The sequence below is a fragment of the Comamonas sp. 4034 genome (assembly GCF_050434545.1).
GTDB classification, from domain to species: Bacteria; Pseudomonadota; Gammaproteobacteria; order Burkholderiales; family Burkholderiaceae_C; genus Comamonas; species Comamonas odontotermitis.
In genome coordinates this window covers 116,088-136,267 of the sequence record NZ_JBNDIT010000005.1, presented here as the reverse complement: position 1 = coordinate 136,267, position 20,180 = coordinate 116,088, and the positions used below count along the sequence as shown (strand labels likewise).

The following is a 20,180-nucleotide window of genomic DNA, read 5'->3' as shown; positions in this document are numbered from 1 at the left end:
TTTCATTGCGCGCGAGCAACAGCCGTGGGCGCCATTTCCTGCGCGCGCTTTTGCACCGCCTGGAAGTTGGGGCCGAACGCCGGCCGCTTGAAATACTGGCCTGCATTCTTCTCGGCCCGCAGATCGCCATTGGCATACACGACCTTGCCGCGGCTGATGGTGTGGCTGGGCAGGCCTGTCACCTGTCGGCCCTCAAAGATGTTGAAGTCGCCCTTGGAGTACTGGGTCTTCACCGACAGCGTCTTGGTGGCTTTCGGGTCCCACAGCACCACATCTGCATCTGCGCCCGCGCCGATGAAGCCCTTGCGCGGATAGACGTTGAACAGTTTGGCCGTGTTGGCCGAGGTAATGGCGACGAATTCGCTGGGCGTGAGGCGCCCCGTATTCACGCCGGCATCCCACACCACAGCCATGCGCTCTTCGACGCCGCCGGTGCCGTTGGGCGTCTTGGCAAAGTTGTCTTTGCCAGCTGCCTTTTGTGCAGCGCAGAACGTGCAATGGTCCGTTGCCGTGGTGTGCAGGTGACCGGCCTGCAGGCCGCGCCACAGCGCCTCCTGGTGCTCCTTGGGGCGAAACGGCGGGCTCATCACATAAGCTGCGGCAGTGGCGTAATCGGGATGGCGGTACACGCTGTCATCAATCGTCAGGTGACCGGCCAGCACTTCGCCATAGACGCGCTGACCGCGCGCACGGGCACGGGCAATGGCATCTGCCGCCTCGATGCAGCTCACATGCACCACGTAGATGGGCACGCCCAGCACATCGGCAATCGCAATGGCGCGATTGGCAGCTTCGGCCTCGACCATGGGCGGGCGCGACAACGGATGGCCTTCGGGGCCGGTGATGCCCATGCGCGCCACTTCCTGCTGCAGCAGATAGACCAGTTCGCCGTTCTCGGCGTGCACAGTGGGCATTGCGCCCAGCTCCAGCGCGCGCCGGAAGCTGTTGACCAGCGTTTCATCGTCGCACATGATGGCGTTCTTATAGGCCATGAAGTGCTTGAAGCTGTTGATGCCCTCATCGCGCACCAGCACCCCCATGTCCTCGCGCACCTGATCGCTCCACCAGGTCACGGCCACATGGAAGGAATAGTCGGATGCCGCTTTTTCCGCCCAGCCGCGCCACTTGCGGTAGGCATCCATCAGCGGCTCCTGCGGATCGGGAATCACAAAGTCAATGATGCTCGTGGTGCCACCGGCAAGGCCTGCTGCCGTGCCGGTGAAGAAGTCGTCGGCGGTGACCGTGCCCATGAAGGGCAACTGCATGTGCGTGTGAGGATCGATGCCGCCGGGCATCACATACTGGCCGCTGGCGTCCAGTGTTTCGGTGCCCGAAGGCGCCTGCGCTGCAGCCCCCTCACCCACTGCAACGATCTTGCCGTCTGCCAGCAGCACATCGGCACGCTCTTCGCGGTCTGCGTTCACTACGGTGCCACCACGGATCAAAAGGGGGCGGCTGGCTGTGCTCATCATGTCTCTCCTTTGCATTCACGTCACAAAAATCGCGCAGGCCCCGCTCACGCCCGTCGCAATGCGGTCTGCGAGGCCACTACATGGCTTCCCATGCCGATGCGGTACACCACGCCTGCAATGAAGAGGCCGATGAACCACGCATACGCATACAGATCCTTGAAGATGGTCCCCACGTTCGGGAAGCTGGCAGGAAACGCCGCATTCAGAAAGCCCGGAATATTGGGCGCCACACCGCAGGCGAATGCGGCAATCGCCACCCAGTTCCAGCCGCCGGAATAGCTGTACTTGCCGCCTTCGCGGTAGAGTTCGGGCACATCGAGCTGCGTGCGGCGGATGAGGAAGTAATCCACCATCAAGATCCCGGCAATGGGGCCCAGCAGCGCGGAGTATCCGATCAGCCAGGTGAAGATGTAGCCTTGGGTCGACTCCAGAATCTTCCAGGGCATCATCAGGATGGCAATCGCCACCGTGATGTAGCCGCCCGTGCGGTAGCTGATGCGCTTGGGGTCGAGCGCGGAGAAGTCGTAGGCCGGCCCCACCAAGTTGGCAGCCAGGTTGACGCTCACCGTGTCTACCAGCAGCACGATGAGCGCGATGAGCACAGCAGCTCCGGTCATGCGCGCAGCCACATCCACGGGATCCCACAGCGCCTTGCCGTAGATGACGACGGTGGCCGAGGTGACGATCACCGCCAGCGCCGCCAGCAGCCCCATGGGCACAGGCAGGCCAATGGCCTGGCCCACCACCTGGTCACGCTGCGACCGGGCAAAACGGGTGAAGTCAGGAATGTTCAGCGCCAGCGTGGCCCAAAAACCGATCATGGCCGTGAGCGACGGCCAGAAAGTGCCCCAGAATTGACCCGCCTTGGCTTCGCCCGGGGCAAATGCGGACGGTTTGTCCAGAATCGGGCCAAAGCCGCCAGCCTTTTCATACACCCACCACAGCAGCACAAAGCAGATCAGGATCTTGGCCGGGGCCGTATAGGTTTCGAGCTTGCGGATGGACTCGATGCCATGCACCACAAAATAGAACTGAATGGCCCAGAAGACCAGGAAGCAGATGAGCTGCGCGATGTTGATGCCCAGGCCAGCAATTTTTTCGCTCTCGAGCGGATGACCAATGATCACACCCAGTAGCGTATAGATCATCAGGCCGCCGAACCAGGTCTGGATGCCGTACCAGCCGCAAGCCACCAGGGCGCGCAGAACCGCTGGGAGCTTGGCCCCCCGGGTGCCAAACGATGCGCGCGCCAGCACTGCATAAGGAATGCCATATTTGGCACCCGCATGCCCGATGAGCAGCATTGGCACGAGCACGATTACATTGGCGATGAAAACGGTCATGACCGCCTGCATGGCCGACATGCCGCCCTCCACCAGGCTGGCTGCCAGCGTGTAGGCTGGAATGCACATCACCATGCCTATCCACAACGCCGTGAAGTGGTACCACGTCCACGTTCGCTGCGATGCTTGCGTGGGTGCGAGGTCGTGGTTCCAGAGGCCGCCGGCTTCACTGCCAGCGGCGCCTCCTGCTTGCGCGTCATGGGACATTGCTCACTCCTTGAGAGGTGTTTTCAATACGTTCTAATCATCCAAATCCAAAATCTTGCGTTCCATCCTGTAGGCACTTCTGACAAAGCAAAAAGCGCGCCACCACAGGTGATAGCGCGCCAGCCATTTATGGCGCGACCTGCGCCGTCACCCGAGCCGGGTTGTTGGGGTGTGTCGTCCAGTTGGCATACTCGCCCGTCACGGCTTTGCCGGTGCGCGCGTCCACCTCACCGGGCTGAAGGCTGCGCATCGAGATCGTGTCGGGCACCGGGCAGATCGAGACGCACAGGTTGCAGCCCACGCATTCGGCTTCGTTCACCTCGAAGCGGCGTTCACCCGCCTCGCCCTTGTTATAGAAGATGGCCTGGTGCGAGGTGTCTTCGCACACCACATGGCAGCGCCCGCACTGGATGCAGCTGTCCTGGTTGATCACCGCCTTGTCGATGTGGTTGAGGTTCAGGTCCTTCCAGTCCTTGACGGTGGGCACCGCACGGCCACAGAAGTCATCGATGGTCTTGAAACCATGCGAGTCCATGTAGTTCGACAGGCCATCGCACATGTCCTGCACGATCTTGAAGCCATACACCATGGCGGCGGTGCACACCTGCACCGTGCCGCAACCCAGCGCAATGTATTCGGCCGCATCCTTCCAGGTGGTGATGCCGCCAATCCCCGAGATGGGCAGGCCCGCAGTCTGCGGATCGCGGGCGATCTCGGCCACCATGTTCTGGGCAATCGGTTTGACGGCTGGGCCGCAGTAGCCACCGTGCGACCCCTGTCCGTCGGTGCTGGGGTGCATCACCAGCGTATCCAGGTTCACGCCCATCACCGAATTGATGGTGTTGATCAGCGACACCGCATCGGCCCCGCCCGCCTTGGCCGCCCGCGCCGGAAAACGCACATCCGTGATGTTGGGCGTGAGCTTCACGATCACCGGCAGACGGCTGTAGTGCTTGCACCATTCGGTCACCATCTGGATGTACTCAGGTACCTGGCCAACTGCCGCGCCCATGCCACGCTCACTCATGCCGTGTGGGCAGCCAAAATTCAGCTCGATACCATCGGCGCCGGTGTCTTCAACCATCGGCAGGATGCGCTTCCAGCTCTCTTCCACGCAAGGCACCATCAGCGATGCAATCAGCGCGCGGTCCGGCCAGGCCCGCTTCACCCGGGTCATCTCTTCCAGATTGGTCTTCAACGGCCGGTCGGTGATCAGCTCGATGTTGTTGAGGCCCACCACGCGCCGGTCCTGCGACATGAGCGTGGAATAACGCGGCCCGTTGACGTTGACCACATGCGGGTCCTCACCCAGCGTCTTCCAGACCACGCCGCCCCAGCCGGCTTCGTAGGCGCGGGTGACATTGATTTCCTTGTCGGTGGGAGGCGCAGACGCCAGCCAGAAGGGATTGGGACTGCGGATACCCAGGAAATTGCTGCGAATATCGGCCATGACGACTCCTTGATTCAGTGGAAACGGTGCGTATTGCGCGCTGTCATGCGCTGATGCCGACTTCGCGCATCAGCATGCGGTGCATGGCTGCAGCGGCGCGTTTGCCATGCTCCACAGCCTCCACCGTCAGATCGCGGCCGCCCCAACGGCAGTCACCCCCGGCCCATACCCGCTCCACGCTGGTCTGGCCGTCATCGTCCGTCTCGATCCGCCCCCCCTTGAGAGCAACACGCGAACCCGCAGGCTCTGCGATATAGCTCTGCCCGATGGCCTTGAGCACCATGTCGGCAGCAAGCACCGTGGTTTCCCCAGTGTTCTGCAGCTTGCCATCCACCTGCTGCGTGCCTGCCAGGCGTATGCCGGTAACTGCACCGTTTTCCACCAGCACCTCCTGCGGCGCTGCCCACAGACGGATCGTCACGCCATGGGTCTGCGCCCATTGCTGCTCCACGGTCGACGCCGACATGGCATCCTGTCCGCGCCGGTAGACGATGGTGACTTCTTCTGCGCCCAGCAGGCGGGCCTGGACGGCGGCATCCACCGCAGTCATGCCGCCACCGATCACCACTACACGCCGGCCCACAGGCACCGTGGATTTATCGCTCGCCTGGCGAATATCGGCAATGAAATCGACCGCGTTGCGCAAGCCCTGGGCCGCTGGCTCGGCAATGCCCAGATCATTGACACCGGCAAGGCCCAGGCCCAGAAACACGGCGTCGTGGCTGGCCAGCAGGCTGTCCAGGGTAAAGTCACGGCCCAGCCGCTGGTTGTTTCGTGGGGCAATGCCCCCCACCGACAGCAGCCAGTCAATTTCCTTCTGCGCGAAATCATCGGCGGTCTTGTAGCTGGCAAGGCCATACTCATTCAAGCCACCGAGCTTGGGCTTGGCGTCCAGCAGGCTCACATCGTGACCTTGCAAGGCCAGCAGGTGTGCGCATGCCAGCCCGGCAGGGCCCGCCCCCACCACGGCCACCTTCTTGCCCGTGGGGTCGGCCCGCTTGAACAGCGGGGCGCCGCCAGCAGCCATGAACCGGTCGGTTGCGTAGCGCTGCAGTGCGCCGATTTCCACTGGCTTGTCCTCATTGGTGTTGCGCACGCAGGCCTGCTCGCACAGCACCTCGGTGGGGCACACCCGGGCGCACATGCCGCCCAGCGGATTCGATTCGAGAATGGTTTTGGCCGCGCCCCGGATATTGTCCTGCGCGATGCGGGCAATGAAGCTGGGCACATCGATGCTGGTGGGACAGGCCGTGGCACAGGGCGCGTCGTAGCAGTAATAGCAGCGCTCGGCTTCGATCGATGCCTGCGCCCACGTCAGCGGCGGGTGTGCATCGGAAAAATTGTCGGCGTATTGATCCGCGCCAAGCCGTCCTGCGCGCACACCGCATCCCTTGGATCCGTCCATGACTCATCCTCCTCGACCGGGTTATCAGCACCAGTTCGAGCGGCGTCGTGACTCTGCCGCCTTCCCAGCGCCATCGCATCCACAACTCAACCAAGCAGACTGGAATGCTGCGCAATCCGTCTGCCTCCAAAGCTGCACCAACCGGGGAGGGTTCATCAGGCCCTCATCGTGGGTGTTTTATCTTCTGCGCTGCTGTTGCCGCAACGCTGTTGAAATCCATTAAAAGCCTTATTAAAGTTTTACGCACTGGTAAAAACACTAGCATTGAACAATCGATTACGGACTGCTTGCGCGCAGCGTGCTGAGCACCGCCACTTCATACACCTGAAAGACTGGGTTCATTTTGTTGTGCATCAAAGTACGCAATGGGCATGGCATCTGGCCGCACAATAGGCAGGTAGGCGCCCGTCCCAGCTTGTGGCGCCATCCGAGCTTGTGAGTTGCCATGTCCAGCGCGTCACCGTCCTCCACCGCCTCCGCGGATTCATCTTCGGGCTACAGCCTGCTGCGCGGCCCGTCGGCGGCACGCCTGCGCAAGCAGAACCACATCCTCTCCTGCGCCGAAGAAGTGTTTGCACGCGATGGTTTTGAGGGCGCCTCGCTCGAGGCCATTGGCGCAGCATCGGGTTTCAGCCGCCACAACCTGCTGTACTACTACCCCAGCAAGGAGGCGCTGTACCAGGCCGTACTCGAATCGCTGCTGGACGACTGGCTTGTCCACATGACAGACCTGTCCAAAGACGGTGATCCCCGCCAGCAGATCCGCGAGTACATCCGCGCCAAGTTTGCGTTTTCGCGCAACCGCCCCTTTGCGAGCCAACTGTTCACCAAGGAGATGATTGCGGGTGCCCCCTTTGCGGGCGCTGCCGTGCGCGAACGCATTGCACCGCTGCTGGCGGCCAACGTGGCCGTGTTTGAGTACTGGGCCACGCAAGGCCTGATTGCGCGGGTCGATTTCACCCATCTGATGTTCACCATCTGGGCACTGACCCAGGGCTACGTGGACCAGCGCACCCAGTTTGCTTTGCTGCTGGGCCAAAGCCAGCTTGAACCCACCGATTACCTGGCGGCTGAAACCCTGCTCGTGCAGATGATTGCAGCCACCCTGAAGGTCGATCTGGCGGGCTGATGGCTTCCTTCAAAAGATACGAAGGCTCCAATTTGCTCCTGTTTCAATAGCTATATGCGCTTGCGCTGCAAGCGCTTATTCTCATTTTCGCCTGAAACCCTGCAAGACCATGAGCGGCCAACGCCGATTTTTTAACCCCCCGCTCTTGAACTGTCATCAAACACCCTTATTATTAGCACTCGAAGGGGTGGAGTGCTAAGTGCCGCTAACACAACCCTTGATACGTCGTTGCTCGGCCTTGTCGTATATCTGTACTGCCTGCTGCCTCGCGCCTCGTCTCAACCGTAAATCTACGATTTGCTGGGTTGTGTTAGCGGCTCTGGTTCGCCATTCCTGACCGTTTTGCACTCAAGGCTTGGCCCTTTGCGCTGGGCCTTTTCCCATCAAAACCCGGTATTTGATATTGAAGGAGTTGTTATGAACCTGCGTCCTCTGCACGATCGCGTGATCGTTAAGCGCCTGGAAAACGAAACCAAGACGGCTTCGGGCATCTACATTCCTGACAACGCAGCGGAAAAGCCCGACCAAGGCGAAGTGCTGGCTGTCGGCCCAGGCAAGAAGAACGACAAGGGCGAAGCCATCGCCATGGGCGTGAAGGTCGGTGACCGCGTGCTGTTCGGCAAGTACTCTGGCCAGACCGTGAAGGTCGACGGCAACGAGTTGCTGGTAATGAAAGAAGAAGACCTGTTCGCAGTCGTCGAAAAGTAATCTTTTCGCTCATTCAATTTTCATAGCTACCAGAGTTTGATACATCGGCCCTGGAAGCATATTTGAACCCAATCTTTGTAGGAGCCAAAAATGGCAGCAAAAGACGTAGTATTCGGCGGTGAAGCACGTGCACGCATGGTTGAAGGCGTGAACATTCTGGCAAACGCCGTCAAGGTAACCCTGGGCCCCAAGGGCCGCAACGTGGTGCTGGAGCGCTCGTTCGGCGCCCCTACCGTGACCAAGGACGGTGTGTCCGTGGCCAAGGAAGTGGAACTCAAGGACAAGCTGCAGAACATGGGCGCCCAGCTCGTGAAGGAAGTGGCCTCCAAGACCAACGACATCGCCGGTGACGGCACCACCACCGCTACCGTGCTGGCCCAGGCCATCGTGCGCGAAGGCTCCAAGTACGTGGCCGCTGGCCTGAACCCAATGGACCTCAAGCGCGGCATCGACAAGGCTGTCGCCGCCCTGGTGGAAGAGCTCAAGAAGCAATCCAAGGCTACCACCACCTCCAAGGAAATCGCCCAGGTCGGCTCGATCTCCGCCAACTCCGACGAATCCGTGGGCAAGATCATTGCTGACGCGATGGACAAGGTCGGCAAGGAAGGCGTGATCACCGTCGAAGAAGGCAAGTCGCTGGACAACGAACTCGACGTCGTTGAAGGCATGCAGTTTGACCGCGGCTACCTGTCGCCCTACTTCATCAACAACCCAGAAAAGCAAGCCGCTGTCCTGGACAACCCCTTCGTGCTGCTGTTCGACAAGAAGATCAGCAACATCCGTGACCTGCTGCCTACGCTGGAAGCCGTGGCCAAGGCTGGCCGTCCTCTGCTGATCATTGCAGAAGACGTCGAAGGCGAAGCCCTGGCAACCCTGGTGGTCAACACCATCCGCGGCATCCTGAAGGTTGTGGCTGTGAAGGCTCCTGGCTTCGGCGACCGCCGCAAGGCCATGCTGGAAGACATCGCCATCCTGACCGGTGGCAAGGTCATCGCTGAAGAAGTCGGCCTGTCCCTGGAAAAGGTGACCCTGGAAGACCTGGGCCAAGCCCAGCGCGTCGAAATCGGCAAGGAAAACACCACCATCATCGACGGTGCTGGTCAAGCTGCTGAAATCGAAGCCCGCGTCAAGCAAATCCGTGCCCAGATCGAAGAAGCGACCAGCGACTACGACCGTGAAAAGCTGCAAGAGCGCGTGGCCAAGCTGGCCGGCGGTGTTGCTGTGATCAAGGTTGGCGCTGCAACCGAAGTCGAAATGAAGGAAAAGAAGGCCCGCGTGGAAGACGCGCTGCACGCAACCCGTGCTGCCGTGGAAGAAGGCATTGTGGCCGGCGGTGGCGTGGCCCTGCTGCGCGCCAAGCAAGCCGTGGGCAGCCTGGCTACCGGCAATGCCGAGCAAGACGCCGGCATCAAGCTGGTGCTCAAGGCCATCGAAGCGCCTCTGCGTGAAATCGTGTCCAACGCCGGTGGCGAGCCATCGGTGGTGGTGGATGCCGTGCTCAAGGGCAACGGCAACTTCGGCTTCAATGCTGCCAACGACACCTACGGCGACATGCTGGAAATGGGTATCCTGGACCCAACCAAGGTGACCCGTACCGCACTGCAGAACGCTGCTTCCGTGGCATCGCTGCTGTTGACCACCGAGTGCATGATCGCAGAAGCCCCCAAGGCTGAATCCGCTCCTGCCATGCCCGACATGGGCGGCATGGGTGGCATGGGCGGCATGGGCATGTAATTGCCACCGCTGTCATAGCACACCATCGGGCCTCGGCGTTCTGCGCCAGGGCCTGATACAGAAAACCCGGCACCTTTTGGTGGCCGGGTTTTTTCATGCCTGTATGCGGACAAGACTGCTATCAATTAATTAGCATCTAACGCTTATCCGACGCATGTCGGGAGCCAATTTCTTCAAAATTCCATGCTTATGCAGCCATCCCAGGGCTCTTCTTGGCTGGCGCCGTGCGCTTGAGCACCGCGCCTGTACGCGTTCCCAGGTAGGTACCCGCTTCGTAGGCGACAGCGCCGTTCACGATCACACAGTCAATGCCTGCAGCGGCCTGCATCGGGTCGTCAAAGGTAGCGGTGTCGCGTACCGTGTGCGGATCGAACACGGTCACATCGGCAAAGTTGCCTTCCGCCAGCACTCCACGGCGCTCAACACCAAAGACCTGAGCAGTCAGGCCCGTCATCTTCCACACGGCGGTCTCCAGCGGAAACAGGCCTACATCGCGGCTGTAGTGGCCCAGCACGCGCGGGAAGGTGCCCCACAGGCGCGGGTGCGGGCGCTCGTTGGAAGGAATGCCGTCCGAACCGATCATGGTGGGCTCGAAACGGAGGATGCGCTGCACATCGCGCTCGTCCATGCTGAAGTAGATGGCGCTGGCTGGTTGCAGGCGGGCCGATGCTTCGGCGCGGGAGACGCCCCAACCCTTGGCGACCTCGCCCAGCTCCTTGCCTTGCAGCTCCGGGTGCGGCTCGCTGGTGGCGATCAGTATCTTGCCGGGCAGGCGCTCTTCCTGCAGGTGCAGCATGGTGGAGCTGGCATGGTAGGGGTAGCAGTCGAGCGATACGCACTGGCAATGCATCGCCGAATCGATCTGCGGCAGGGTCTTGGTCGAATTGCCCCAGTTGGCCTGGCCCGCCAGCTTGTGGTGCGAAATGACCACGGCGGCCTGCGCACCTCGGCCAATCTGCAGGGTTTCGTCGATAGACTGCTGGCAGTGCACACCTTCGTCGCGCATATGGGTTACGTACAGCGCATCGAATTCAGCCAGGGGCTTGGCTACCTCGCTCACTTCTTCGGTAGTCGCGGCGGCAGCCGGCGGATAGTAAGTACCGGTGGAGAGTCCTACGGCGCCCGCCGCCAGCGCCTCGCGCAGCAGCGCCTGCATGTGCGCAATCTCGTCCTGGCTGGCTGCGCGGTTCAGATCGCTCATCGCCAGCACGCGCAGGTTGGTGTGGCCCACCATGGGGATCACATTGACGGCAGGCGGCGCTGCCGTGAGTGCGGCCAGGTACTCCTTGAAGGTGGAAAACCGGGTCTTCGCGTCGCTCAGCAGATTGAGCGGCGCAGGCATAGGCGATTCCGGCAGCAGTGGCGCCACGCTGATACCGCAGTTGCCTGTCACCACCGCCGTCACGCCTTGCGACACCTTGAACTCCATCTGAGGCTGCAGCAGCAACGCCTGGTCATCGTGCGTATGCGAATCGATGAAACCGGGCGCGACGATCTTGCCTGCCGCATCGATGACCTGGTCAGCCGTGGCAGCCTGCAGATCGCCGATGGCCGCAATCTGGCCCGCGCGAATGCCCACATCGGCCTTGAAGCGCGGGCGCTTGCTGCCGTCAATCACTTCGCCACCGCGAATCAATATCTCAAAATGCTGTTCTGCCATGGTGCAGCCCCGAGGTTCAATACGATGAAAACACTATAAAAACAGAAGCTGTCAGCGCAATCTGGGAAAGCGCCAAAGGCCATTTTCAATCAAAAATTATCAATCCACCTTGGCGCCACTGGCCTTGACCACGGCGCCCCATTGCGCGCGCTCCGAATCGGCCAAGGTCTTGAAGGCTTCCGGCGGCCCGCCCAGAGGCTTGAAAGCCATCCGATCGAGCTGCGCAATGATCTCGGGGGTTTTGAGCACGTCGTTCAGCGCGGTGTTCAGCGCCATCACCACATCGCGTGGTGTACCCGGCGGTGCCACCAACCCGCCCCAGGCATTCATCACGAAGCCGGGCACCCCGGCTTCCTGCATCGTCGGCAGATCGGGGAACTGGGGTGAGCGCTCCTTGCTGGTCACCGCCAACGCGCGCACCTTGCCAGCCTGTACCTGCGGGGCAGCGGTCACAATGTTCTCAAAATAGAACTGCAGGCTACCTGCCATCAAGTCGCCCATGGCCTGCGGCGAGCCCTTGTAAGGAATGTGTTCCGCCGATTGCAGGCCCATCTTCGTCTTGAACAGCTCCGCTCCCAGATGGCTGGTGGTGCCGATGCCCCCCGATCCATACTGCAAGGGCTTGTCTGCCTTCTTGCCGTAGGCCACAAGCTCGGTCACCGTTTTGGCAGGCACGTTGTTGTTGACCAGCAAGAAGCTGCTGGTGGTGGCTATACCGCCCACCAGCACCAGAGTCTGCGGGTTGTAGGGCAAGCGGCTGAAAAGAAACTCGTTGGTCGTCAGCGTGGCATTGTTGCCATAGGCCAGCGTGTAGCCGTCGGGCGCAGCGCTGACCAGGGCCTGGATGCCGATATTGCCGCCCGCGCCGCCCTTGTTGTCGATTACCACAGGCTGGCCCAGTTTTTTGGACAGCTCGTTGCCGATCAGGCGCGTGAGCACATCGGGGCTGCCACCTGCCACTCCGGGCACGATGATCTTGATCGGCTTGTCCGGGTATGCGGCCTGCGCTGCAAAGGCGGCCGCGCATGCAGCAGCCATTACCCATAGGCGTTTCCAGTTCCCTGCGGCCATGCGGCTCTCCTTGTCTGTGATCTGTCGGGCTAAGCGCATGCCATGCTAGAGGCGGCTCTGCGCAAGTGCTGTCGCGCATGTGTTTCTACGCCCGCGCGATGTGATTTGCAGCGGTTGGCAAAACACACGAAATCCCCACGCCACATGGGTAGAGGCAGATCCGATAGGCTTGGTCTTGAAACAAGTTCATCCCAAAGAATCCATGACAAGCAAGAACCTCCTGGGCCAGCTGCAATTCCTGCGCGAAGCCGAGCGTCTCAAGAGCGTGCTCAGAAGCGCGCATACTTCCACCGGCAGACCAGAAAGCACCGCCGAACACAGCTGGCGGCTGTGCCTGATGGCCATGACATTCGAGCAGGAACTGGGCCCGCTCGACATGTGCAAACTGCTCAAGATGTGCATCATTCACGACCTGGGCGAGGCCATTCACGGCGATATTCCCGCCATCGACAAAGGCGCACATCCCGACAAGAGCGCGCAGGAAAAAAGCGATCTGCTGCAACTGAGCCAAACGCTGGAGTCCGCGCAGCAGGATGCCTTGCTGGCCCTGTGGCAGGAGTACGAAGATGCCGCCAGCCCCGAGGCCCGGGCGGTCAAGGCGCTGGACAAGCTGGAGACCATCCTGCAGCACAACCAGGGGCAGAACCCTGCGGATTTCGATTACGGCTTCAACCTCTCCTATGGTCGCCAATACACTGATGCCACGCCGCTCTTTGCAGCGCTACGCCAGGCGGTGGACGAGGACACGCGCCAAAGAATGCAGGGCAACTGACTGGTGGCACACAAGGCGGGCGGTACCCGCCTCCGAGCAATCGCTGGCGTGAAAAGGCCCGCGGCTCCATGAAAACCGCGGGCCTGGGTATGCAAAAAAGCTGAAGCCTAGAACCAGCCCTTATCGCGCCTCCTCGAATGCCTGTGCCAGGCGCTCCACGGCCTGCTCGATCTGCGCCACATCCGGTGCAGCGAAGGACAGGCGCATGGAGTGCAGATCGGCATTGTCGGCATAAAAGGCCTTGCCCGGCACAAAGATCACATTGGCAGCAACCGCTGCATCAAACAGCTTTTGCGGATCAATGCCTTTGTCGAATGTGAGCCAGACAAACATGCCGCCTGCAGGCTGCACAAACTGCACAAGATCACCCAGTCGGGCCTTCATTCCATCGGTCAGCGCCTGCATGCGGCGCCGGTACTCGGCACACGCCGCAGCCACCGCCTGGGCGTAGCGGCCCGACTGCAGGTAGCTCGCCGCCACCGCCTGCGCCAGCGGCGAAGTGCACAAGTCGTTGGTCTGCTTGGCCACAATGCAGCGGCGCAGCACGGCGGGGTCTGCCACCATCCAGCCCACGCGCAAGCCGGGTGCCACGGTTTTGGAGAGGCTCGACAGGTATACAACCGGGTTCTCGCCTTCCGCCTCGCCTCTCTGCTCTTGCAGCAGCTGCTGCGCCGCTGCATAAACCGGCGCGGGGCGCTGGTCGGTAAAGGCCAGTTCGCCGTAGGGATCGTCTTCCACCACAACAAAGCCGTATTGCAGTGCCAGTTGCACCAGCCTGGTTCGCCGCTCCTGCGTCAGCAAGGTGCCGCAGGGGTTGGAGAAATTGGGCACGGTATAGAGGAGACGCGGGCGCTCATCTGCAGGCAGCTCTTCCAGCAGCACCTGCAATGCATCCACGTTCAGGCCATGCCCATCCACCGGTGTGCTCAGGATACGGGCACCGGCCTGGCGCAACGCCGCAATGGTCGCCGGATAGGCCGGCGTCTCCACGCACACCACATCACCGGGCTGCACCAGCACCCGCAGCAACAGATCAAAGCCCTGCTGGGAGCCGGTGGTCACCAGTACGTCGCTGGCTGCACAGCGAATGCCGCGCGCCTGGCACTGCGCCGCCAGTTGTTCACGCAGTGCGGGTGAGCCTTCGGTAGCACCATACTGCAGTGCGGTGGCCCCCGTGGTCATGGCCTGTGCCGCCGCCGTTGCGAGCCCTTCCTGATCAAACAGGCTGGGCGATGGATAGCCACCAGCCAGCGAGATCATGCCGGGGCGGCTGAGATAAGGAAACAGTTCGCGGATCGGCGAGCCCTGCGGATTGGCGAATGCCGGGGTGAAGCGGAAAAATGACATGGTTGCGTGTCTCCTTGTTGTTCTTGAATAGGAAATCTGATCCGGACAGGCATGCGGCACACCAGGATCGGGCCCCGGTTACATCAAAAAGCGCCTGCTCGACGTCTGTCTCTATTGGCTTTGGACAATTCTCATATTGCAGACTGAAGCAAGGTGCGCGCTGTCAGCGATGCTTTTGAAAGCATCTGCCAGACTGCACGCGCCCTATTTCCTATTTCTACTTGGCCACACCCAGATCCACTGTGCCGCACAGGCGCTGCGGATCGAGCCGCTCGCGCCAGCCATCGGCCCATTGCTGCAGCAGCGCAGGTGTGAATTGCCGGTAGTAAGCGATGTTGTGCGGGCCCACGCCATGCTCGGCGCTATAGCTGCCACCAAAATCCTGCACCACCATCGTGTAGATCGCATCGCGCAGGCGCTGCACCACGGCTGCGTCGTATGGCTCGGCTGCATCCTTGCGCCAGATGACATTGAAATGCACGCCGCCATCGGCAATGTGTCCGAAATCCACCACCGTCAGAAACGGGTAGTCGCGCGCCACCAGTGCACGGCCTTGGCGGCAAAATTCCATGATGCGCGAGCGCGGTACGGAAACGTCGAACGCAATCGGCTTGCCCAGCGCACGCGCGCCTTCGCTGATGCTGTGGCGCAGGTGCCAGAGCTCTTGCGCGTTGCCCAGCGCCGCGTTGACGATGGTCGTTTCAAACTGGTCTTCCAAAAAGCCGTTCAGTGCTTCCTGCAGATCCAGATTGCTGTACTTGGTGGCCGCATTGGCCTCCAGCTCGATCAGAATGGCGAAATCAGGTGCGCCTTCGGGTGCAAACGGGTTGCGCAGATTGGGCACATGGTCAATGGCGGCTTGCATGGCATTGCCGGAGATACCTTCAAACGCGGCCAGCCAGTCACCCAGATCACGCTCCATGGCCTGCAGCAGCTCCATCACGGCCTCATCCGATGCAGGCACCACCAGCGCCGTGGCCCGCTGCGTGGGGCGCGCATGCACCTGTATCGTGGCCTGCGTGACGATGGCGCCAGCGCCCGAACCACCCACCAGCAGTTGCTTCCAGTCCACGCCGGTATTGTTCTTGCGCAGCGCGCGGCCCAGCTCCACCACTTCACCCGGCGGGTGCATCAGCACAGCCTGCACCGCCATCAGGTTGGAGCGCACATCGCCGTAGCGGATCAGGCGCGTGCCACCGGTGTTGGTGGCAATCATGCCGCCAATCGATGGATTGGCGCCCAGGTCGATGGGAAACCACAGGCCATGCGGCTCCAGCTTGTCATTCAACTCCTGCAAAGTGACGCCAGCATCCACCACCACGCTGCGGTTGGCTGCATCCACCTCGCAGGTGGCGCGCAGGCGCGACAGGTTCAGCACGATCTGCGTGCCGCTCATGTCGGGCGTGCTGGCCCCCACCATGCCGGTGTTGGCCCCTTGCGGCAAAAGCGGAATCCGCTGCGCCGCGCAGAGGCGCACCACCGCTTGCACCTGCTCAACATTCGCTGGCCGCACCACCAGGCGCGCGTGGCCCTGGCCGTAGCGCGCGCCTTCTTCGTAGGCGGCCATATCGGCACCCTGCAGCACACCGCTGGCGCCCACGATGGCGTGCAGCTCGGCCAGCAGCGCCGTGTTGTCCACTGTATGGCTTGCCTCGATTGCACTCATGACTCAGGCCACGCTTTCTGCAGCATTGGCAAACAGCGCTGCGCGGACAGCACGCAGCGACTCATCCTGCATCGATTGGTACAACGCAATCTCGTCGTGCACCTTGGCCCCCAGGTCGGCTTCAAAAGCCTGTTGGGCCTGGTTGGCTGCGTAGTGTTTCTGCTCTTCGCCACCCAGGTTGGACTGGAAGATGCCTGCCGCACTGACAGGCAGAAAATCTTCGTACACGATGGGCTCGGCGCGGACGACGCCGCTTGCGATCAGCGCTTCGATATCGGTATCAGCGGCATCTGGAGCCAGGTCCGCATCAGTGCTTTGCAGCACATAGCGGTAAAAGGCCAGGCCCTGCTGGCGCATTGCTTCGTGCGCGTCGGGGAAGGCCGCAAACGCCGTCTGCAGGCGATCCTGGTAGTTGGTGCTGGCGCTGCCGGCATTGCCCATGCTGCGCACATTGGCCAGCAGCTCGTCATACAGCGCGCGGCCCTTGCGGGTGAGTGCCACGCCGCGCTGTTCAATCTCGCCAAAGCGCGCGGTGTGGGTACCCTGGCCACTGCTGTCGCCGGGAAAGTTCACCTTTTCCTGCAGCGCCTTGAAGCTGGTCTGGCGCAGCAGAATCGGGCAATTGCGGCGCGGCGGGCCTTCGACCACATCCTTGGCATCCATGCCATGCTGCGGCATGCCCGCCTGTGCGGCATCGATGTCCAGCGTACGCGGCGTCAGGTGGTTGATGTGCGGGCCTTTGAAGCAGACCACATCGGCAATCAGGCGGTGCGCCTTGTGCAGCTTGTCGTAGGTGGCCGCGTCGACAGTGGCCTCGCTGTGCCAGCGGAAGGTCTCCAGCGCCTCGTTCACAAACTCGGTGGCTTCGGCATCCGTCAGGCCACCAGCGGCTTCATGCTGCGCAATCAGCGCCAGCGCCCGTGCCGTGAAGATATTGCGTTTGGCCAGAATGGCGGCAGCCTCGTCGCGCAAGGCAGCATCGGCGATCAGGTCCAGGCGCAGCAGCGAGGTGAACACCCGAAACGGATTGCGGTTGAGCGACTGTGTGGCGACCGGCCGGAAGGCGGTGGAATGCACAGGCACACCGGCTACCGACAGATCGTAGTAGCCCACGGCTTCCATGCCCATCACGGCGAACAGGCGGCGCAGCGTGGACAGCTCCTTCTGCGTGCCGACACGGATGGCGCCGTGGCGCTCCACATCCAGCCGCGCCAATTCATCGGCCTGCTGCATGGCTGCCGCCAGCTGTGGCTGCGCCTGCAGCACCTGCCCGTTCACATCGGCCACCAGGTCGATCAAGGAGCCGTATTGCGGCACTTCTTCGCGGTACATATCGGACATGGCGCGGGAAAAGCGCGCGCGAACTTCATCGGGGTGAACAAACGCAGTCATTACAAGTATGAATTTAATAGCATTAAAACCATGCAGGATAGGCGTAGGTGGCAATTTTCTCGCCATCGACCGTCCTATCCTTCACTGCGCATGATGCTAGAAGCCGCCTTGCCTGCGGTCAAACGCCAATAGCGCGCGACTTTGTTCCAAATACGCACAATATCAAGACGGGCTCAGAGCGCCGCATGCACATCTGCAGCGCGCTTTGGCTATGGCCAGGGCTATTGGAACCCGGCCACCGGTGCAGACAACTATTGGCTTTTCAAGCCACCAACGCCGCCCGCTTCTGGCGTGAAGTGTGCACGCAACCCGGCATACAAGGCCTTGAACCGCATATGCCGCCTCTGGTGGCTCTCAGCCTTCGTGAAATCGGGTTCAAAGCGCTGCCGCACCACAGGGGTTGTACACACGGCACTCGCCATGCCACCATCGGCCAGGTGCGCCAGACGGGCCGCCCCCAGCGCCCCGCCGGCTTCGCCCCCCTCGTGCAAGGTGAGTGGAACTTCAAGGATGTCCGCCAGCAATTGCGCCCACCAGGTGCTGCGTGCGCCCCCACCCACCAGCGCCAGTGCACCGGCAGGCGACTCCAGCGTATCCAGGCCATCGCGCAACCCCATGCTCACGCCCTCCACAACGGCATACGCCAGGTCTGCCCGGCCATGTGCCTGGGTCAGGCCAAACAGAACGCCTTGAGCGTGGGGATCGTTGTGGGGAGAACGCTCTCCGCAGAGGTAGGGAAGAAACAGCGGAGCATGTGCACGGGCGCTGGTGTCCAACGATGCGGCAGCAGCGAGCAGCGCAGCTTCGTCCTGGAAACCCAACGTACCGACGGCCCACCGCACGGCGCTCGCCGCCGAGAGCATGACCGACATCTGGTGCCAGCGGCCCGGCACGGCATGGCAGAAGGCATGCACGGCCTGCCCGGGGTTCGGGGCAAAGTGCTGGCCTGCGATGAAGATCACCCCCGACGTACCAAGGGAGACAAACCCCTGCCCCGGATTGACCACACCCATGCCAACCGCGCTGGCAGCATTGTCGCCACCGCCCCCCGCAATCACCACGCCGCCCTTGTGGGCTGTGCCGATACCCCAGCGCCTGGCCAGTTCCGGCCGAAGCCAGGCTGATGCGTCGCTGCCTTCCACCAGCTTCGGCATGTGAGCCCTTGTAAGGCCGGTGGCAGCCAACAGCTCATCCGACCAATCGCGCTGCCCAACATCCAGCCACAGGGTGCCGGAGGCATCCGACATGTCGCTCACCGCATCGCCGCTGAGCAGCAGCCGCAACCAATCCTTGGGCAATAGCACGCGAGCGATGCGGGCGAACAATGCGGGCTCCATCTCACGCATCCACAGCAGCTTGGGCGCCGTGAAGCCCGGCATGGCCAAATTGCCTGCAATGCGGGTCAGGTGAGGCACACGCTGGCTGAGTTTGGTGCACTGCTGCGCGCTGCGGCCATCGTTCCACAGTATGGCGGGACGCAGCACAGCGCCCGCAGCATCGAGCGCTACAGCACCATGCATCTGCCCTGATAGACCAATACCTCTGACCTGGGCCAAGGCATCCGCGTGAAGTGCGCCCAACGCGGCCATCACCCCCTCCAGGGCCTGTGCCCATTGGCTGGGGTGTTGTTCCGACCACAGCGGCTGTGGATGGTCGACCGAAAGCGGCGCATCTGCGATGCCAACGATGTCGCCCTCATCCGTCAGCAGCAAGGCCTTCAGCGCAGATGTGCCCAGATCCAGCCCAAGATACATGGGTTCAATCTTTCATATAAGGAGAAATGGCATTGCACAATCTGTGCATGCAACGGCGTGCCGGCCATTCGCGGCCCTGGCGCTGTTGCATCAACGCTGGCCTCCAAACCGGTGGTCTGCCTGCCGCCGGAACTCGGTTGGCGTCATGCCCTTGATTTCCAGAAAGCGGCGGTTGAAGTTGGCGACATTGTTGAAGCCCACCTGGTAGCAAATGTCCGTCACATAGTGGTCCGTCTGCATCAGCAGGTGACATGCATTGTTGATGCGCACACGATTGACAAAATCGGTAAAGCTGTTGCCGGTAGAGCGTCGAAAGAATCGAGAAAAGCGCGATTCCGTCATACCCAATTCCGCCGCCAGATCGCCCATACTGATCGAGCTGCCCACATGGGTGGTGATGCGATCGACGATCCGGCTGATCTGGTCTTGCTCTGCGCCGCCGTCACCTTGCATTTGCACGGTGGACAACAGCCGATAATCCGTGCATTGCGTCAGATCCGCCATGAGCTCGCAGAAGTGGCCAAAGCGCCGAATGCCACGCGATGCCTTGATCAGATCCCAGTGCGCGCGGGCACGCTCGGACACGCCAAAGAACTCCACGCCATAGCGTGCGCGGCTCAGGAGTTGCATTACATCATGCAGTTCGGGAATGCTCTCGCCTGCGCTTTGCAGGGGTTCGTGGAGAAACTGGATGACCAGATCGCGCTCTTCCACCGTTTTTCCACCCGTTTCCAGCGATATCCAGTTGTGTGGCAGTCGTGGCCCGCACAACACCAGATGGCCCGGCTCAAACGGGCCGATCCAGTCTCCAATGAAGGCCTTGCCCGATGTTGCCGTGATGAGGTGCAGCTCGTACTCGTCATGGAAATGCCAGCGTGCCAAAGGCGTAGGAAAACCATGCGCCAGGCAACGCACCAGACCGGCCTCTTCTGGCGTTTCATAGCCCAGTGCAGGGGAGCGCAGAAATTCGCGCTCCAACTCTGGTTGGCGCTGGCGAGGTCGCATCTGGACAGGATGGGGAAATGTGCTCATGGCGACATCAAAGCCGGAAAATCACAAGGCCGCCATCA

General features: G+C 61.6%; 15 protein-coding genes. 4 read left to right on the top strand and 11 right to left on the bottom strand.

What is annotated here, in order from left to right; genetic code table 11:
* Nucleotides 1-2: 2 nt before the first annotated feature.
* From hydA to ABIE32_RS07340, 4 genes are all read right to left on the bottom strand, one after another.
* Nucleotides 3-1,469 carry a dihydropyrimidinase gene (hydA, locus tag ABIE32_RS07355; RefSeq protein ID WP_429014999.1) on the bottom strand — a complete coding sequence of 489 codons (1,467 nt, stop codon included), beginning with the start codon at nucleotides 1,467-1,469 and terminating at the stop codon, nucleotides 3-5.
* A 47-nt stretch (nucleotides 1,470-1,516) separates the two neighbouring features.
* Nucleotides 1,517-3,022: an NCS1 family nucleobase:cation symporter-1 gene (locus ABIE32_RS07350; protein WP_429014997.1), complete on the bottom strand. Its 1,506-nt coding sequence runs from the start codon at nucleotides 3,020-3,022 to the stop codon at nucleotides 1,517-1,519.
* A gap of 127 nt (nucleotides 3,023-3,149) precedes the next feature.
* Complete coding sequence (gene preA, locus ABIE32_RS07345; protein WP_429014996.1) at nucleotides 3,150-4,472, bottom strand: NAD-dependent dihydropyrimidine dehydrogenase subunit PreA; 1,323 nt, start codon at nucleotides 4,470-4,472, stop codon at nucleotides 3,150-3,152.
* A 43-nt stretch (nucleotides 4,473-4,515) separates the two neighbouring features.
* Nucleotides 4,516-5,877 (bottom strand): NAD(P)-dependent oxidoreductase, encoded by a 1,362-nt coding sequence (locus tag ABIE32_RS07340; RefSeq protein WP_429014995.1) that lies wholly within the window; start codon nucleotides 5,875-5,877, stop codon nucleotides 4,516-4,518.
* A gap of 445 nt (nucleotides 5,878-6,322) precedes the next feature.
* Between ABIE32_RS07340 and ABIE32_RS07335 the strand changes: the two genes are divergently transcribed.
* From ABIE32_RS07335 to groL, 3 genes are all read left to right on the top strand, one after another.
* Complete coding sequence (locus ABIE32_RS07335) at nucleotides 6,323-7,006, top strand: TetR family transcriptional regulator C-terminal domain-containing protein (protein ID WP_429014993.1); 684 nt, start codon at nucleotides 6,323-6,325, stop codon at nucleotides 7,004-7,006.
* Between the two features lie 417 nt (nucleotides 7,007-7,423).
* A complete protein-coding gene (gene groES, locus ABIE32_RS07330; protein WP_184706909.1) occupies nucleotides 7,424-7,714 on the top strand; it encodes a co-chaperone GroES in 291 nt (96 codons plus the stop codon).
* A 90-nt stretch (nucleotides 7,715-7,804) separates the two neighbouring features.
* Entirely contained in the window at nucleotides 7,805-9,448 is a 1,644-nt protein-coding gene (groL, locus tag ABIE32_RS07325; RefSeq protein ID WP_224150269.1) for a chaperonin GroEL, read from the top strand.
* A gap of 187 nt (nucleotides 9,449-9,635) precedes the next feature.
* Here the strand turns inward: groL and ABIE32_RS07320 are convergent, their stop codons facing one another.
* Together ABIE32_RS07320 and ABIE32_RS07315 are read right to left on the bottom strand one after the other, a co-directional pair.
* Nucleotides 9,636-11,108, bottom strand: a complete 1,473-nt coding sequence (locus tag ABIE32_RS07320; protein WP_429014990.1) for an N-acyl-D-amino-acid deacylase family protein — start codon at nucleotides 11,106-11,108, stop codon at nucleotides 9,636-9,638.
* Nucleotides 11,109-11,207: 99 nt separating this feature from the next.
* Nucleotides 11,208-12,179, bottom strand: coding sequence for a Bug family tripartite tricarboxylate transporter substrate binding protein (locus ABIE32_RS07315; RefSeq protein ID WP_429014989.1), 972 nt, complete (start codon nucleotides 12,177-12,179; stop codon nucleotides 11,208-11,210).
* Between the two features lie 202 nt (nucleotides 12,180-12,381).
* On the opposite strand from ABIE32_RS07315, the gene ABIE32_RS07310 reads away from it, so the two are divergent.
* Nucleotides 12,382-12,951, top strand: a complete 570-nt coding sequence (locus tag ABIE32_RS07310; RefSeq protein WP_224150272.1) for an HD domain-containing protein — start codon at nucleotides 12,382-12,384, stop codon at nucleotides 12,949-12,951.
* A 120-nt stretch (nucleotides 12,952-13,071) separates the two neighbouring features.
* Here ABIE32_RS07310 and ABIE32_RS07305 read toward each other — a convergent pair whose 3' ends face one another.
* From ABIE32_RS07305 to ABIE32_RS07285, 5 genes are all read right to left on the bottom strand, one after another.
* Nucleotides 13,072-14,298, bottom strand: a complete 1,227-nt coding sequence (locus ABIE32_RS07305; protein WP_429014987.1) for a PLP-dependent aminotransferase family protein — start codon at nucleotides 14,296-14,298, stop codon at nucleotides 13,072-13,074.
* 217 nt (nucleotides 14,299-14,515) lie between these two features.
* Nucleotides 14,516-15,964 carry an FAD-binding oxidoreductase gene (locus tag ABIE32_RS07300; protein ID WP_429014985.1) on the bottom strand — a complete coding sequence of 483 codons (1,449 nt, stop codon included), beginning with the start codon at nucleotides 15,962-15,964 and terminating at the stop codon, nucleotides 14,516-14,518.
* Nucleotides 15,965-15,967: 3 nt separating this feature from the next.
* The gene (gene hglS / locus ABIE32_RS07295; protein ID WP_429014983.1) at nucleotides 15,968-17,356 is read right to left on the bottom strand and encodes a 2-oxoadipate dioxygenase/decarboxylase HglS; all 1,389 of its coding nucleotides are present in this window, start codon (nucleotides 17,354-17,356) and stop codon (nucleotides 15,968-15,970) included.
* Between the two features lie 251 nt (nucleotides 17,357-17,607).
* Nucleotides 17,608-19,110: a xylulokinase gene (gene xylB, locus ABIE32_RS07290; RefSeq protein WP_429014981.1), complete on the bottom strand. Its 1,503-nt coding sequence runs from the start codon at nucleotides 19,108-19,110 to the stop codon at nucleotides 17,608-17,610.
* A 90-nt stretch (nucleotides 19,111-19,200) separates the two neighbouring features.
* Nucleotides 19,201-20,142, bottom strand: coding sequence for an AraC family transcriptional regulator (locus ABIE32_RS07285; RefSeq protein WP_429014979.1), 942 nt, complete (start codon nucleotides 20,140-20,142; stop codon nucleotides 19,201-19,203).
* Between the last annotated feature and the right edge of the window lie 38 nt (nucleotides 20,143-20,180).

Coding starts and splice junctions, on each gene's coding strand:
- hydA (WP_429014999.1), bottom strand. CDS start 1,469: ATGAGCACAGCCAGCCGCCCCCTTTTGATCCGTGGTGGCACCGTAGTG.
- ABIE32_RS07350 (WP_429014997.1), bottom strand. CDS start 3,022: ATGTCCCATGACGCGCAAGCAGGAGGCGCCGCTGGCAGTGAAGCCGGC.
- preA (WP_429014996.1), bottom strand. CDS start 4,472: ATGGCCGATATTCGCAGCAATTTCCTGGGTATCCGCAGTCCCAATCCC.
- ABIE32_RS07340 (WP_429014995.1), bottom strand. CDS start 5,877: ATGGACGGATCCAAGGGATGCGGTGTGCGCGCAGGACGGCTTGGCGCG.
- ABIE32_RS07335 (WP_429014993.1), top strand. CDS start 6,323: ATGTCCAGCGCGTCACCGTCCTCCACCGCCTCCGCGGATTCATCTTCG.
- groES (WP_184706909.1), top strand. CDS start 7,424: ATGAACCTGCGTCCTCTGCACGATCGCGTGATCGTTAAGCGCCTGGAA.
- groL (WP_224150269.1), top strand. CDS start 7,805: ATGGCAGCAAAAGACGTAGTATTCGGCGGTGAAGCACGTGCACGCATG.
- ABIE32_RS07320 (WP_429014990.1), bottom strand. CDS start 11,108: ATGGCAGAACAGCATTTTGAGATATTGATTCGCGGTGGCGAAGTGATT.
- ABIE32_RS07315 (WP_429014989.1), bottom strand. CDS start 12,179: ATGGCCGCAGGGAACTGGAAACGCCTATGGGTAATGGCTGCTGCATGC.
- ABIE32_RS07310 (WP_224150272.1), top strand. CDS start 12,382: ATGACAAGCAAGAACCTCCTGGGCCAGCTGCAATTCCTGCGCGAAGCC.
- ABIE32_RS07305 (WP_429014987.1), bottom strand. CDS start 14,298: ATGTCATTTTTCCGCTTCACCCCGGCATTCGCCAATCCGCAGGGCTCG.
- ABIE32_RS07300 (WP_429014985.1), bottom strand. CDS start 15,964: ATGAGTGCAATCGAGGCAAGCCATACAGTGGACAACACGGCGCTGCTG.
- hglS (WP_429014983.1), bottom strand. CDS start 17,356: ATGACTGCGTTTGTTCACCCCGATGAAGTTCGCGCGCGCTTTTCCCGC.
- xylB (WP_429014981.1), bottom strand. CDS start 19,110: ATGTATCTTGGGCTGGATCTGGGCACATCTGCGCTGAAGGCCTTGCTG.
- ABIE32_RS07285 (WP_429014979.1), bottom strand. CDS start 20,142: ATGAGCACATTTCCCCATCCTGTCCAGATGCGACCTCGCCAGCGCCAA.